The sequence below is a fragment of the Oleidesulfovibrio vietnamensis genome (assembly GCF_055388115.1).
Genome location: NZ_AP042419.1, coordinates 2,274,821 through 2,289,638 on the forward strand (window position 1 = coordinate 2,274,821; position 14,818 = coordinate 2,289,638).

Genomic DNA, 14,818 nt, shown 5'->3' on the forward strand with positions numbered 1-14,818 from the left:
ACCTGATGCTAGATGATGGGCTGACGCAAAACAGACTCTCCGGCAGGATGGAAAACAACAAAAAACGGCAACCAATCTTCTGATCGGTTGCCGTTCTGCGTTCATGGTAGCGGGGGCAGGATTTGAACCTACGACCTTCGGGTTATGAGCCCGACGAGCTACCGTGCTGCTCCACCCCGCGACATGCAGCCAGAGATGTTTCCCTGACCGAGAGGGAGTATCTAGCCCTTGCCGCGACAAGTGTCAACAAGTGATTTACATCCAATGCCGAATTGCATATGAAAGCCGAGCTATGTCTGACATTACTTTTTTCTCCGTTGTCGTTCCCGTTTTTAACGAAGAAGAAAACCTCCCTGTCCTGTACGACGAAATAAGCCGCGCTGCGGCTGTCACAGGCAAAGAGTGGGAGGTTGTCTTTGTTGATGACGGCAGCAAGGACCGCAGCCTTGATGTCATAAAGGAGCTTGCGGCAAAAAGCTCCCATGTGCGCTTCGTTGCGCTGCGAAACAATTGCGGACAATCTGCCGCATTCAGTGCGGGCTTTGAAGCTGCCCGCGGCGATGTTATTGTCACCATGGATGCAGACCTGCAGAATGACCCCGCTGATATTCCTTCCATGCTTGCGGAATACGCCCGAGGCTTTGACATGGTCATAGGATGGCGTGCCAACCGCAAAGATACCGTTGCCAAAAAAATCGCTTCGAAAATAGGCAACCGTATACGCAACTGGCTGAGCGAGGAAACCGTGCGCGATACGGGCTGCTCACTCAAAGTCATGCGCAGCAGCATGGCCAAGCGCATCCCGATGTTTACGGGCATGCACCGCTTTCTGCCCACATTGATGAAGTGCCAAGGCGCCACTGTTTCCGAAGTCAGGGTCAACCACCGTCCCAGACTGCACGGCACATCCAAATATGGCATATGGGACAGGGCAAAAACGACGTTTTTTGACCTGCTGGCCATCCGCTGGATGAAAAAGCGCTACATCTGTTACGCCATCAAAGAAAAAAACTGATCCGCCCCATGGAAACCCCGGATCTGCGGCACTGGATTCTTTTCTGGAGCGGACTTGCCGCCCAGATTCCGTTTCTGTGGTTTCTTGTACGTATTTCCTTTACGGGAAGGTATTCCAGCACATCGGCACGGCTGAAAGCCCGCTTTGCATGTGCCGTTGCAGGAGCAGCGGCCTGCTGTGTCTTTGCCGCACTGGAACAGGATCAGCTTTTATTCTGGGGACAGGCCGCGGCCATGATGTGCTACATAAAACTGGCGCAGCACCAGAGCAGAAATGAACAAAAAAAATAAAGCAGTCGCCAAAACCTTCATGATTTTTGCCGCACTGGCCGCTGTCATTTACGCGGTTCATGCCGCAGGTCTCGATACCATGTTCGATACGGCATGGGTCGATACCCATATCCGCGGACGCGGCGTGTGGGGATATGTCCTGTTTCTGCTTGTCAGCGGCGGGCTGACTGCCGTAGGCGCTCCGCGGCAGTTTGTCAGCTTTCTGGCGGGGTACGCCTTCGGTGCGCTGATGGGCACCGTATGGGGCGTGCTTGGCACCACGCTGGGCTGTGCCTTTGTTTTCGGCTGGGCCAGAGTGGCAGGACGGGGCTATGTGCTGAAAAAACACGGCAGACGTATAGAAAGACTGAACAACTTCATAGAACGCAACCCCTTCAGCATGACACTGGTCATCCGCTGCCTGCCCGTGGGCAACAACCTGCTGACCAATCTTGCCGCCGGAGTAAGCAACATCCCCGCCGCAACATTTATCGGCGGTTCGTTCATCGGCTACATACCGCAAACCCTCATTTTTGCCCTGCTGGGCAGCGGGGTGCGGGTGGACCCTGTATGGCGGACCACCATCAGCGGCCTGCTGTTTGCCGTTTCCACCCTGCTGGGCTGGATGCTGTACCGGCGTTACAGGGTAGAAAAAACACTGGACGACCCTGAAAACGGATCTGAATAGCCCGCCTGCACCAACTTGCATACTTTCCGGCTTTGCCGACAAAAAAACGCCGCCCGAGCATCTCTCAGGCGGCGTTTGTATTTTTATCCTCTGCAGGTCTGAACCGTCAAGAAGCCCGCGTACCGGCAGGAACAGGATTGGATGCCGTAAGCAACTCCATGCCGTCTTCCGTACGCAACGCCAGAATCATCCCCTGCGACTCCAACCCGCGCAGTTTGCGCGGCTTCAGGTTGGCCACAACGACCACCTGACGTCCCATCAGCGCATCGGGAGCAAAGAATTCTTTCAAACCGGCGATGATCTGTCTGGGCTGCTCTTCGCCCAGATCGACCTCGATGCGGTACAACTTATCCGCCTTGGGATGATTTTCAACTGTCAGCACGGTGCCCACGCGCAGCTCGACCTTCTGAAAGTCTTCGAACTCGGCATACTCGACAGCAGGCACTGCCACTGGCTGTGCTTTCGGAACCGACTGCTCGGCAGGGCGGTCTTTTTCCTTTGCCACCTCCACCCGCGGGAAAAGACCGGAAGAAACTTCGACCTTGCCACCCGCCTGCAATGTGCCCCAGGCTTCGGCTTCATCCTGCAGCCTGGTACCGGCAGAGTCAAAGCATACATGCAGCTGACCCAGCATTGCTTCGGACGCTTCGGGCATGACAGGCCACAGATTGACAGCGACTTTCCGCATGCATTCCAGCAGCACGTACAGCACAGTGCCCAGCCGGGCCGTGTCACCGGTTTTATAAAGCGTCCACGGGGCGCTGCTGTCCACATACTTGTTCAGCGCGCGCACAAGCTCCCACAATGATTCCAGCGCATTGGAAAAACGCACGCGTTCAAACAGGCGGACATAGTTGCGGCAGGCATCCTTGGCCAGATTGATGATATCTTCATCATCCGCAGTATATGCGGCAGGAGAAGGTACCACACCGTCAAAGTACTTACCTGTCATGGAAAGCACACGGCTGAACAGGTTGCCGAGATCATTGGCCAGATCAGCATTAAGACGGGCTACCAGTGCCTCTTCGGAAAAACTGGCGTCACTGCCGAAATGCATCTCGCGCAGCAGAAAATACCGGAAAGCACTCAGCCCGTACCGGCCGGCCATTTCAAGAGGCTCTATGACATTACCGAGCGACTTGGACATTTTGGTGTCGCGCACCAGCCAGTAACCGTGCACATTCAGGTTGTTGTACGGTTCAAACCCGGCCGCTTTAAGCATGGTGGGCCAGAACACGGCATGGGGCTTCAGAATGTCCTTGGCCACCAGATGCTGCACTCCGGGCCAGAACGTCGTAAACTCTTCTCCGTCGGGCCAGTTAAGCGCCGACACATAGTTCAGCAGCGCGTCAAACCACACGTAACACACGTAATCCGTGTCAAACGGCAGTTCCACCCCCCATGAAAGGCGGCTTTTGGGACGGGAAATGCACAGGTCTTCAAGCGCGCCGCTGTCCAGCAGCGAAAGCACTTCGTTACGATACCGCTCGGGGCGGATAAAATCGGGATTGTCCAGAATATACTGCCTCAGCCAGTCCTGATATTTGGACATTCTGAAAAAGTAGTTCTTTTCGGCAATGTATTCCGGCTTGACCTGATGCTGCGGACAAAGTCCGTTCTCCAGCTCTTTTTCGGTATAAAAACGTTCACACCCGTAACAGTAGTGCCCGCCATATTCGCCGAAATAAATATCTCCGCTGTCGTACACCTTCTGCAGGACGGCCTGTACGCATTTTTTATGCGATTCATCGGTGGTGCGGACAAAACGGTCATAAGTAATGCCCATGGAGGGCCACAGGTCACGGAAAGTGGCACTTATGGAGTCCACATATTCCTGCGGGGTGCAGCCGTTTTTTTCTGCAGCCTGCACTATTTTATCCCCGTGTTCGTCGGTACCGGTCAGAAAAAAGGTTTTCTTGCCCAGCAGCGTATGAAAACGGCGCAGCGCATCAGCCACGATGGTCGTATATGCATGTCCCAGATGGGGCTTGGCGTTAACGTAGTAAATGGGGGTCGTGATGTAAAAAGGTTGCAACGTCTACTCCTCGTCTTTGCAACGGCGATATGATCGTTCGGGGTTAGTCGTTCTGATCGTATTCGTCGGTTCTGGTACGGCGTTTGCGTTTACGCTTGCCGCGGGTGGTCCGGCGTGATGTACCGTCGGCGCTCTTTACCTGACTTTTACGGCGTTCGGCCTGCTTGGCCGTCTTGTCATCAGCGGCAGGCTCGGAAGGTGCCGCAGGCGCTGCGTCAGCAGGCTGCGGGGCAACGGCAGCCTGAGGAGCTTCAGCCGTCTGAACAGGCGCAGCAGGCTCACCCGCCGGGGCAGCTTCTTCCGGTGCGGGACGTGCCGCCTTTTCGGGCTGCGGCTGCTTCTGCGGCTGGGGAGCATCCGGCCTGTGCGGATTGATCTCACGCCAGTCATCAAGCGAAATTTCTGCTTCTTCGCCCCCCTCACGCAGCACAGTTACACTGTTGCGGAACATGTTGGCCCGCAACACTTTTGCTCCGCCTTCATCAGTCTGGTATTTTTTACCAAGCTTGGGGCAACGGCGGTGAAAATCTTCATAGTTTTCCTGCTCATAGCTCAGGCAGCACAACAGGCGTCCGCAAATGCCCGAAATTTTGGCAGGATTAAGAAAAAGATTCTGTTCTTTCGCCATCTTGATGGTGACAGGTGCAAACTTGCGCAGAAAGCGACGGCAGCAGCAGACCATACCGCAGTTGCCCACCGCGCCGATCATCTGGGTTTCATGGCGAACGCCTATCTGCCGCAGCTCGATACGGGTGCGATAGTTTTTAACCAGTTCCTTGACCAGTTCACGAAAGTCTATGCGTGTGGGAGCTGTAAAATAAAAAACTATCTTGCTGCGGTCGAAAAAAACCTCCACATCCACAAGCTTCATATCCAGCCCGAGGCTGCGTATGCATTCGTTGCAATATGCCGCGGCTTCACGCTCCAGTCCGGCATTTTCTTCCGCCGCGCTCAGATCTTCTGAACCTGCCAACCTTTCCACCGGCTTCAATTCGGTGGTTTCGGCATCTTCGGGCAGGTCATCGCGCAGCGTTACCACCTCGCCCAGTCCTTCGCCCTGCTCGGTGCTGACAACAACATTGTCTCCGGGCTGCAGCTCAAGACCGGCGCGGTCAAAATAATATATCTGTCCGTATTCACGGAACTTAACGCCAACAATACTGCTCATTGAAAAAATATCCTTTGCAGCGGGCGTGCCCGCCGCCTGCGGTGCGCATGACAGGCGTTTTCACACGCCTTTTTATTTACTGTACGAAATAACCTCCTCTTTTCCGCTTTTATGAGCAAGCTGTCAATAAAGCCATTCTGTGGTTGTCAGCAGGACGATTGTGCATTATTTAACTAGCTCCGGAATAAAAATAAGTCCGGCATGTTTCCGGACGAAGACCGCTCTGAAAGGAGAACGTTCATGCTGACCAGAACCGAAGCGCTGGAGTTGCTTCGCGGTCCGGGTCCCGAGCCGCACCTTGTGCACCACGCCCTCCAGTCCGAAGCTGTCATGCGCAATGTCGCACAGCGTAAAGGCGAAGACGCAGACCTGTGGGGCCTGGTCGGACTGCTGCATGACATCGATTTTCCTCTGACCAAAGACACCCCCCAACGCCATGGCCTGGTGGCTATGGATCTGCTGGCAGAAAAACTGCCCGAATCTGCTCTGGCCGCCATACGCGCCCACAATTCAGAATGTACCGGCCATGCGCCGCAGTCCGCACTGGACTGGGCCCTGCGCTGCAGCGAAAGCGTGACCGGCCTGGTGGCCACAAACGCGCTGGTACGCCCTCAGGGTATGCAGGGCATGACACCCAAGAGCCTTAAAAAGAAAATGAAGGACAAGGCGTTTGCCGCCAGTGTCAACAGAGACAGAATACGGGAATGTGAGCAGATTGGCCTGGAGCTTGGTGATTTTCTGCAGATCGCCATTGACGCAATCAGCCCCATCGCAGCCGAAGTCGGCCTTGCCAAAGCGGGCTAGCCCAAAGGATTCGCCATGAAACTATCATTCGTTATCGTAACCCGAAACGTCAACAAGTACATCGGAAGCTGCCTCGAATCTGTTTTCGGCGCACTGGCCGACGTGTCTGCTCTGGGCGCGGAAGCCGAGATTTTTGTTGTGGATAACGCCTCTGCCGACGGCACCGCCCGCAGCGCCCGCAATGCCGGCAGCGCCGTCACTGTTATTGAAAACACCACGGACACAGGATTTGCAGCAGCAGCCAACAAAGCTCTGCGGCAAGCCACCGGTGATCTGGTATTTTTTCTTGATCCGCGTACGGAAGTACTGCCCGGCTCTCTGCGCCGCATGCTTGACCACATGGAAACACACACCGACTGTGCCATTGCCGGCGGCAAAGTGGTGGACAAAAAAGAACTCACCGTCCGCGGTGCCCGCCGTTTGCCCGGTTTTCTGACAAAATTCACCGAAGCTTTCGGCCTTGCCGCCATGGCTCCCGCCACATGCCTTAATCATGCTGCCTATGGCGGCAGACGCATGGAGCAGCCCGCAGAAGTTCAAAGCGTGCCTTTCAGCTTTGCCTGCGTACGCATGGAAGCCTTCCGGTGTCTCGGCCCGCTGGACGAACGCTTTTTCGGAGGATTTGCAGATACTGATTTCTGCCGCCGCGTGCACAAAGCGCTTAATCCCGCAAGAAAAACAGCATATGTGCCTCAGGCCAGAGTCCGCCTGCTGGACGGTTTTGCCATGAAACAGGAAGTGCACGATTTTGATCTGTACGGCACGGAAGTCGTGCGCCACCGCGTACGCAGCGAAATGATGTACGTATGGAAAAACTACTGCATTCTCACCTCTGCAGCCAATACGTTGCTTGATCTTGCAGCCCACTCTCTGCGTTTCTGTGTCAACATTCTGCCTGTGGTGGGAGACTGCACAAAAAGCCGCCATAATGCAGTGGTTATTAAAGAAACCGCACTGGCCATGATAGACACCCAGCTGGGAACACAGTATCCTGCCACTCCGTGGGAATAGCCGGTTCTCTCCCGTTTTACAAAAAGGCCGGAACGCTTCCGGCCTTTTTTATGCGCCTGTCCGTAACAAAAAATACAGGCAGAAAGGGGCAAATCCCGCTATCGTCATGTGAGGCATCTGGAAAAGCAAACAACCATGTGATACTTTTGCCTTTGTTCATCAGCCAACCTGTATTCAGGAGGAAGCATGACTGCCACCCGTTTTGAAAGCGGTTCCATAGTTCTGGACACCACCATCCCCAATCTGGGACCGGCCAAAATTCCGTCGCCTCTGTCATACTGCCGCTTTGCCAACGAAGAGCAGGGACTCAGTCTGTTTCTTGATCACGATCAGGTTGAAGAACTGGGCGATGAAGTAGTTCCGCTCACATTCGAGCCTGCCGGCCCCCGCCGTCATGTCTACTTTGACACTTCCAAAACCAAATGCGCCATTGTCACCTGCGGCGGGCTGTGCCCCGGCATCAATGATGTCATCCGCGCCATAGTGATGGAAGCGTACCACAACTACCGCGTTCCCGCAGTGCTGGGCATCAAGTACGGGCTTGAAGGGTTCATTCCCCGCTACGGCCATGACGTGGTGGAACTGACGCCCGCCCTTGTGGGCGACATACACCAGTTCGGCGGCACCATTCTGGGTTCTTCGCGCGGGCCGCAGTCGCCGGAAGAAATAGTGGACGCTCTGGAGCGGATGAACGTCAATATTCTTTTTATGATTGGGGGCGACGGCACCATGAAGGCCGTCAGATCCATAACCGGCGAGATCAATCAGCGCAGGCTGAAAATCAGCGTGATAGGCATTCCCAAAACCATCGACAATGATATCAATTTCATCAGCCAGTCATTCGGGTTTGAAACCGCTGTGGACAAAGCCACCGAGGCTATTCAGTGCGCACACACCGAAGCTGTGGGCGCCATGAACGGCATAGGACTGGTCAAACTCATGGGGCGCGAATCGGGCTTCATTGCCGCGCAGGCGACATTGTCGCTCAAAGAAGTGAATTTTGTTCTGGTACCGGAGACTCCTTTCACCCTGCACGGTGAAGACGGTCTGCTCAATGCACTGGCCCAGCGGCTGCGCGAACGCAGCCATGCCGTCATCGTGGTGGCAGAAGGTGCCGGCCAGCATCTGCTTTCGGGTTCGCATGACACCGACGCCAGCGGCAACCCTATTCTGGGCGACATTGCAACTCTGCTGCGCACGGAAATCAAATCACACTTTGACAAACTGGGCATACCGCACACGCTTAAATACATAGACCCCAGTTATATCATCAGATCAGTCCCCGCCAATGCCAACGACAGGGTATACTGCGGTTTTCTGGGCCAAAACGCCGTACACGCCGGCATGGCCGGCAAAACCGGCATGGTCGTGGCCAAACTGATGGACAGGTATATTCATCTTCCGCTGGACCTTGTGACCAGCAAGCGACGCAAACTCAATATCATCTCCGACTTCTGGCGTGCGGTGCTCGAATCAACAGGTCAGAGCCATCTGGCCGGTATGGTTCCGCCCGAAGCCAGAAGCTGCCCCAGAGCGTAACATGCTGCAACAGATAAAGGCGTCTGCCGGTTCCGGCAAAACGTACCGGCTTACCGGTGAATTTCTTGACCGGCTGCGCGCCGCGTCCGAAGAGTCTTCCGCCGCCTGTGCATTAGCCCCTGCGGGCGCGGCTTACTGCTGGCCTGAAATACTGGCCGTCACCTTCACCAACAAGGCCGCCACGGAAATGCAGGAACGCATTATCCGTACCCTAAAGGAACGGGCTCTGGGCATGGGCGCCAGCGGCCCCGCGGCTGACTGGCCGGCGTCCGGAGCGCACCGCTGGGTGAACACCATGCTGCGGCGGTATTCTTCGCTCAATGTGCGCACCATAGACAGCCTGCTGCATATGCTTGTACGGCTGTGTGCTCTAGAGCTCGGCCTGCCGCCGGACTTCGAGCCGGTCTTTGACGAAGAGGAAATTTTCACCCCGCTGTACGAACGCATGCTCGAACAGGCCCGCAGCGGCTCTCCTCTGCTCCGGCAACAGCTGGTGGATGCTTCGGAGTCGCTGCTGTATCACGCCGACATGCAGGGCTTTATGGCGGGCAACTCCCTGCGCGAAAGGCTGCTTCACCTTATGCGGTACCGCCTGCGCCATCCCGAGGAAGAAATGCCTTGCGTCGACGCCGCAGAGCTGAAGGCCCGCATGGCGGAACATATGCATGCACTGCAGGCATCCGCAGGTTTTCTTCTGCAGGGCATTGAACGCGAAAAACTGGCAGCCAGTGCGCACTATGTCAATTTTCTCAAAAAACTGCCGCCTCTCGGCAGTCTTTCCGTCGTTCCCGAATCAAAAATGGGAACCAAGCCGGATATTGACGACTGCCTGAACAAAAAATCAAAGGGAACCGCATCTGCAGACATGCGCCGTGCCCATGATGAACTGACCAGAGCGTACGGCTGGCTGAGCCGGGAAGGCAAACTGATGCGCCGCGCCCTGCAGCAGGCGCCGTTCATCACCCTTATCAACCTGCTTACAGAACAGGCCCAGAGCATGCTCAAGCAGGAAGGGCTGGTACCCAACGCGCTCTGGCCCGCTTATGCCCGCACCGTGCTGTCCGGCGAGGCCGGCGCGTCCGAAGCGTTCTGCCGCATGGGCACCCGCCTTACGCATCTGCTGGTGGACGAATTTCAGGATACCAGCCGGGATCAGTGGCAGGCCATCATGCCGCTGGCCACTGAATGTCTGGCCAAGGGGGGCAGCGTCACTTACGTGGGCGACGTAAAGCAGGCCATTTACAGCTGGCGCGGCGGCGATTCCGACCTGTTTGACGGCGCTCTGGAAGAACCGGAACTGCGGGCCATATGCCCCTCTCCGCGCCAGCTGCTCCTGCCGTTCAACTGGCGAAGCAGCGAAATTGTGGTGACCACCAACAACCGGCTGTTCGAGCCCCTCGGTTCCGGCCAATCAGCACTGGCTGCCGCACGCGCCATCTGCGATGACGACGCTCCCGAAGAAGTTATCCAAGAAGCAGCGTCACGCATTCTGCGCTCCTTTACCGGCACCGCCCAGCAGGTGCCGGAACACAGACAAGGCTCGGGCGGTCTGGTACGGCTGTACGACCTGTACGCCGATTCTTCGGAAGATCTGTATGAAAGTGTGAAGGATGAACTGCACAGACTTATCACTGAAGAACTTTCCGGACGCCGCCAGTGGCGCGACATTGCCGTACTGGTCCGCTCAAACCCTGAAGCCGGACGGGTGGCCGAATGGCTTGTGGAATGGGATATTCCCATCATCACCGAAAACAGTCTGCGGCTTGCCGACCACCCGCTGATCACGCAGACCGTGGCATTTTTGCGTTTTCTCGACTACCCGCTGGATGAACTGGCGCTGTGCGAAGTGCTCTGCGGATGCGAACTGTTCGGCGGCGCAGGCGGACTCGCTCGTGCCAGCCTTGACGGGCAGCTTGCAACGCGCGGTGACAGGCCGCTCATCACATGGCTGCGGGAAACTTACCCCGACATATGGAAAACATGGTTTGCCCCGTTTTATACTCAGGCAGGCCTGATGAGCGCGTATGATACGGTGCAGGAACTTTTCAACCGGTTCATGGTCTGCCGCCGCCACCCTGCGGATACCGTGTTCATCCGCAGGTTTCTGGAAATAGTCCACGCTGCGGATGCCAGAGGACTGCGCTCGTTGTCCACATTTCTGGAATACTGGCAGCAACACGGCACGGAAGAAAAAGTGCCCATGCCCGATAATCTTGATGCGGTGCGCATCATGACCATGCATAAATCCAAAGGCCTTGAATTTCCGGTGGTCATCATCCCATTTCATCATCACACGCTGCAAAACGACAACACGCCGGTGCGCACCACTGTGGACGGGCAAGACGTCATGGTTGCAGCCTGTGCCGAACTGGGTGCGCAGTGGTACGCCGCACGGGCACGTGACGCATGTGAGCAACTTAATCTGCTGTATGTGGCGTGGACCCGTCCCGTGGATGAACTGCATGCCTTTCTCGGCTGCACCTCCCGCAACGAAAATAAAGCACCTATGCTATCCGCTCTGCGTGTCATGCTGGGAGAAGATTACCCCGCACGGGGCGAAACGGTGCAATGGGGCGAAACACCGCACGCACAGGCTGCAGGCAGCAGCCCCGCCGGCACAACCGCCGATGCCGTGCAGCAGCCATGCGCTGGCTCCGCCCCATGTTCCGCCCCTGCGGAACCGGCAGCGGCGCTGCAGAGCTGGATGCCCATGGACTGGTTGCCCACGCTCAAGATTTTCCGCAATCCGCTTGAAGATGTGGTTTTTGACGAACGCAGACGGGGAGAACTGGCGCACAGCTGCATGGAGTCACTCAAGCTGACAGGTGACACGGAAAGCGATATCCGCAGAGCTGTCAGCCATGCGCTGGAAAAATGCCCTTTTCCTGTACCGGACAAAGAAAGCACCGCGCAGGAACTGCATGGCATGCTGCGCTGGGCTGCCTCTCTGCCTGACATGCCCCGCTGGCTTGCGCACGGACAACCGGAACAAAGCGTCATGGACGCCGACGGTGCTTTGCACCGTGTGGACCTGCTGGTGGATGACGGGCACACCCGTACCGTTGTGGAATACAAAACCGGAGCACAATCTGCCGCCCACAGGCAGCAGGTATCGCGCTATCTCAACCTGCTGCGGCAGATTTCCCCCGTGCCTGCGGCAGGCGTCATCATCTATCTGGATCTGCAGCAAACAGTCACGGTATAACCACGGAAGCAACCCCCATGACTTTTTCTGACCGGACAATTCCCCCTGTGGCCATTATACCGTGGCAGAACGACTTTCTTCAGGCACTGCTGCGCTATGTGACGGAACATACCGATGGTGAAACCGGACGTGCGGTCATTGTGTTCCCGCACAGCAGACCCCGCAGATATCTGCTTGATCTGTTCCGTACATCACCTGACATCCCGAGGCCCTGCCTTATTCCCCAGATACTCCCCGTCAGCGAGTTTCTGTCCGCCGTCAGCACGGCCGGCAGCACGGCACAGCCCCGTACCATTGAGCTGCTCGACCGAGTGGGGCTGCTGCTTGAATGTGTGCGGGAACTGGGAATAGGTGAACAGCCCCCCTCTGCCGGGGAAATGCCTGCCAGTGCAACATTTACCCCGCGCGGGCCGCTGAGCGCTCTGCCCCTGACCGACGCAAGGCGCTTCTTCCCCTGGGGCATGCGTCTGGCGGCACTGCTGGAAGACTTTTACAATCAGGGTCTGGAGCCTGACGACTATCACTACATGGAAGGCGATGTGGTGGACTTTGCTGCCCGCCTGCTGGAACAGCTGGGCAGCATACACCGGCTGTATACCGGCCGTCTTGATGCAGAAAACTGGACAACACCGGGATACGATGCATTCAGGGCCGCACATGCTGCTGACAGCCTTCCCGCCATGTTCTCCGGAAAAATAATATTTATAGCAGGATTTTACGGACTGACCGGTGTGGAAAAAAAGGTATTCACCACGCTGCGTTCTGCCTGCGGGGCGCATATGGTGCTGCATACAGACCCTGCCCTTGCCGCAAAAAAACCCGTTCACTGGTCTTGCAAAGAGCATGAATCGCTGCTGGAACAATGGCAGGCCGGAACAGTTCTGCTGGAAGAGCCTGAAGACCGGCACGCAACCATTGAATACCATGAAGGCTTTGACCTGCATTCACAGCTTGACGCCCTGCAGAAAAAACTGACGCAGACCGACTCGCTGGAGCAGTCCGCCGTCGTGTTGCCCGACTCCGGCATGCTTATGCCGCTGCTGCATCATCTGCCGCGCAAAGACGTCAACATCTCCATGGGCTATCCTCTGGGCAAGTCTCCGCTGGCCCAGCTGCTGGATACCATAATGGATCTGCAGGAGGGGCGTACTCCCTCCGGCTACCCATGGCGCAGAATAATAGACCTCATCCGGCACCCGTATCTCAAGATGCTGTCGCTGCACAACGCGCGGCCCCTGCAGCAGGTTTTCCGTCATATGGAGCGCTCCGTACGTCAGGGGGCGCGCCATACCGACCCGCGGAACCTGCAGATAGAATACCTTGCGGAGGCAGACGCAACCGGTGCCGGTACGGCCGCCGTGGATGACGAAGCTCTTGCCGCGCTGGTCTCGCGTATCTTCGACCTTACACTCACACGCTGGGAACGCGTATCCACTCCGCAGCAGCTTGCCGGCGTGCTGGCAGATATGTGCACGCTGCTGCTGGAACAAGGCGCCGATATGTGGAAACGCTTTCCCGTCGATGCCGAATGCATGTACCGCCTGATGCACAGGGTCATTCCGGCCCTGAGAGAAAGTACCGTCCGCGATGCAGAACTTGATTCCGGCCTGCTGTACACCATACTGCGCGAAGTGATGAACGCGGAACGGGTGCCTTTCGAGGCGGAACCGCTCACCGGACTTCAGGTTATGGGCATGCTGGAGGCCCGCCTGTTGCGCTTCCGGCGCGTCTATGTGCTGGACGCCACCGAAAACAACCTGCCCGGAGTGCCTGCCAACGATCCGCTGCTGCCCGAAAATCTGCGGGGACTGCTGGGGCTGCCCGACATCCGCCACAGAGAACGGATTTCGGCCTATAACTTTTTCCGCCTGATCAAAGGCGCCCGCGAAGTAACCCTGTTGTATCAGGCTGGCACAACACAATCAGGGTTGTTCGACGAAAAAAAACAGCGCAGCCGCTTTCTTGAAGAGCTCATATGGCAGGACGAACAGCGCACAGGCCGCCTGCTGCAGGCAGGTACACCGCCTCTGCATGCCGTTTCCTACTCCATTCCGGCCATCAGTCTGCATGATGCCGTTATACCGCGCTCGGCCGCCATAGACGACAGAATACGCGAACTCCTCGCCCGTCCCGTTTCAGCAACCATGCTTGACAGCTACCTACGTTGTCCCGTGAGCTTTTTTTATGAGCGCCTGTGCCGCATCACTCCTGCTGAGCAGGTTAACGAAGGCGATGACCATCTGGGCGTGGGAGACCTGATGCACGCGGTGCTGCAGGAGTTTTTCACCCCGTATGCAGGACAAGAAATCACACGCGGACAACTGGATGCCAAAGCCCTTACCGGCCTGTTTCATCAGCGGCTGCATTCAAGCGGCCTGCAGGACACTTTGCCTTATGACTCCTACTGCATGCTCAGTGTTGCCGGTCCGGAACGCCTGACCCGTTTCTTGAATAACCAGCCGGAAACAACACGCATTCTGAAGCTGGAAGAAGCACTGGAGGCAAAAGTCGAAGCCGGAGGCAGCACGTACTGGATTGCCGGAAGGCTGGACAGGGTGGACGAACGCGACGGCTGCGACATAGTGCTGGATTACAAGACAGGCACAGCACGCAAACCCGCACAGGATGTCTGGAAAAGTGAAGACCTGTGGGAAAAAATCGCACGCTGGCATCCGGCAGCCGAAGACGACCCCCTGCCCCTTCTTTCCGATACTCTGCGCAGTATCCAGCTGCCTTTCTATCTTTATCTGTATGCAACCGCCTGCGGCAGGCCTGCCGGCAATGCCGGCTGGATAGCCCTGCGTGACAGCGGCAAGGAAGAAATGCTCTTTACCGCCGCCGGGCGAGACGAAGTGCAACATGCAGCGGCCCACCAGATTCCCGCCATAATCGGCTTTCTTCTGCAACACATGACCACATCCTCCTGTTTTCGCCCGCGACGCGGAAAACATTGTGACTGGTGCTTTTACGCCAATCTGTGTACATTTCGCCTTGAGGGACCAACGGGATAGGTGCGTCCACCGGACGCCCTGCCCTTCCGCTGTCGTTCCCGACGGACCGGCAGCATCATCATAAGGGGCTGTT

Annotated in this window: 10 protein-coding genes and 1 tRNA gene; 8 read left to right on the plus strand and 3 right to left on the minus strand. The window is 56.7% G+C overall.

Annotated elements, in window-relative coordinates; genetic code table 11:
• Positions 1-104 precede the first annotated feature (104 nt).
• A tRNA-Met gene (locus ACZ5D1_RS10190) sits at positions 105-181 on the minus strand.
• A gap of 111 nt (positions 182-292) precedes the next feature.
• On the opposite strand from ACZ5D1_RS10190, the gene ACZ5D1_RS10195 reads away from it, so the two are divergent.
• The 3 genes from ACZ5D1_RS10195 to ACZ5D1_RS10205 are packed head-to-tail and all read left to right on the plus strand — an operon-like array spanning position 293 to position 1,972.
• A complete protein-coding gene (locus ACZ5D1_RS10195) occupies positions 293-1,015 on the plus strand; it encodes a glycosyltransferase family 2 protein (RefSeq protein WP_011367552.1) in 723 nt (240 codons plus the stop codon).
• 8 nt (positions 1,016-1,023) lie between these two features.
• The gene (locus tag ACZ5D1_RS10200) at positions 1,024-1,305 is read left to right on the plus strand and encodes a hypothetical protein (RefSeq protein WP_011367551.1); all 282 of its coding nucleotides are present in this window, start codon (positions 1,024-1,026) and stop codon (positions 1,303-1,305) included.
• Positions 1,289-1,972 carry a TVP38/TMEM64 family protein gene (locus tag ACZ5D1_RS10205; RefSeq protein WP_011367550.1) on the plus strand — a complete coding sequence of 228 codons (684 nt, stop codon included), beginning with the start codon at positions 1,289-1,291 and terminating at the stop codon, positions 1,970-1,972. Before ACZ5D1_RS10200 ends, ACZ5D1_RS10205 begins: the two co-directional genes overlap by 17 nt.
• A 106-nt stretch (positions 1,973-2,078) precedes the next feature.
• On the opposite strand, the gene metG is transcribed toward ACZ5D1_RS10205, so the two are convergent.
• Both metG and ACZ5D1_RS10215 read right to left on the minus strand, forming a co-directional pair.
• Positions 2,079-4,007, minus strand: a complete 1,929-nt coding sequence (metG, locus tag ACZ5D1_RS10210) for a methionine--tRNA ligase (protein ID WP_464554818.1) — start codon at positions 4,005-4,007, stop codon at positions 2,079-2,081.
• A gap of 43 nt (positions 4,008-4,050) precedes the next feature.
• On the minus strand, positions 4,051-5,175 hold the full coding sequence (locus tag ACZ5D1_RS10215; protein ID WP_011367548.1) for a PSP1 domain-containing protein: 1,125 nt from the start codon (positions 5,173-5,175) through the stop codon (positions 4,051-4,053).
• 240 nt (positions 5,176-5,415) lie between these two features.
• On the opposite strand from ACZ5D1_RS10215, the gene ACZ5D1_RS10220 reads away from it, so the two are divergent.
• The 5 genes from ACZ5D1_RS10220 (at position 5,416) to ACZ5D1_RS10240 (ending at position 14,745) form a co-directional block, all read left to right on the plus strand.
• Positions 5,416-5,979, plus strand: a complete 564-nt coding sequence (locus ACZ5D1_RS10220) for an HD domain-containing protein (protein WP_027181382.1) — start codon at positions 5,416-5,418, stop codon at positions 5,977-5,979.
• Positions 5,980-5,994: 15 nt separating this feature from the next.
• Positions 5,995-6,990: a glycosyltransferase gene (locus ACZ5D1_RS10225; protein ID WP_273193874.1), complete on the plus strand. Its 996-nt coding sequence runs from the start codon at positions 5,995-5,997 to the stop codon at positions 6,988-6,990.
• 186 nt (positions 6,991-7,176) lie between these two features.
• Positions 7,177-8,529 (plus strand): ATP-dependent 6-phosphofructokinase, encoded by a 1,353-nt coding sequence (locus tag ACZ5D1_RS10230; RefSeq protein WP_011367545.1) that lies wholly within the window; start codon positions 7,177-7,179, stop codon positions 8,527-8,529.
• 1 nt (position 8,530) lies between these two features.
• On the plus strand, positions 8,531-11,734 hold the full coding sequence (locus tag ACZ5D1_RS10235; RefSeq protein WP_464554819.1) for a UvrD-helicase domain-containing protein: 3,204 nt from the start codon (positions 8,531-8,533) through the stop codon (positions 11,732-11,734).
• A 17-nt stretch (positions 11,735-11,751) separates the two neighbouring features.
• Entirely contained in the window at positions 11,752-14,745 is a 2,994-nt protein-coding gene (locus ACZ5D1_RS10240) for a PD-(D/E)XK nuclease family protein (RefSeq protein ID WP_464554820.1), read from the plus strand.
• Positions 14,746-14,818 lie beyond the last annotated feature (73 nt).

Coding starts and splice junctions, on each gene's coding strand:
- ACZ5D1_RS10225 (WP_273193874.1), top strand. CDS start 5,995: ATGAAACTATCATTCGTTATCGTAACCCGAAACGTCAACAAGTACATC.
- ACZ5D1_RS10205 (WP_011367550.1), top strand. CDS start 1,289: ATGAACAAAAAAAATAAAGCAGTCGCCAAAACCTTCATGATTTTTGCC.
- ACZ5D1_RS10230 (WP_011367545.1), top strand. CDS start 7,177: ATGACTGCCACCCGTTTTGAAAGCGGTTCCATAGTTCTGGACACCACC.
- ACZ5D1_RS10195 (WP_011367552.1), top strand. CDS start 293: ATGTCTGACATTACTTTTTTCTCCGTTGTCGTTCCCGTTTTTAACGAA.
- ACZ5D1_RS10220 (WP_027181382.1), top strand. CDS start 5,416: ATGCTGACCAGAACCGAAGCGCTGGAGTTGCTTCGCGGTCCGGGTCCC.
- ACZ5D1_RS10215 (WP_011367548.1), bottom strand. CDS start 5,175: ATGAGCAGTATTGTTGGCGTTAAGTTCCGTGAATACGGACAGATATAT.
- ACZ5D1_RS10240 (WP_464554820.1), top strand. CDS start 11,752: ATGACTTTTTCTGACCGGACAATTCCCCCTGTGGCCATTATACCGTGG.
- ACZ5D1_RS10235 (WP_464554819.1), top strand. CDS start 8,531: ATGCTGCAACAGATAAAGGCGTCTGCCGGTTCCGGCAAAACGTACCGG.
- ACZ5D1_RS10200 (WP_011367551.1), top strand. CDS start 1,024: ATGGAAACCCCGGATCTGCGGCACTGGATTCTTTTCTGGAGCGGACTT.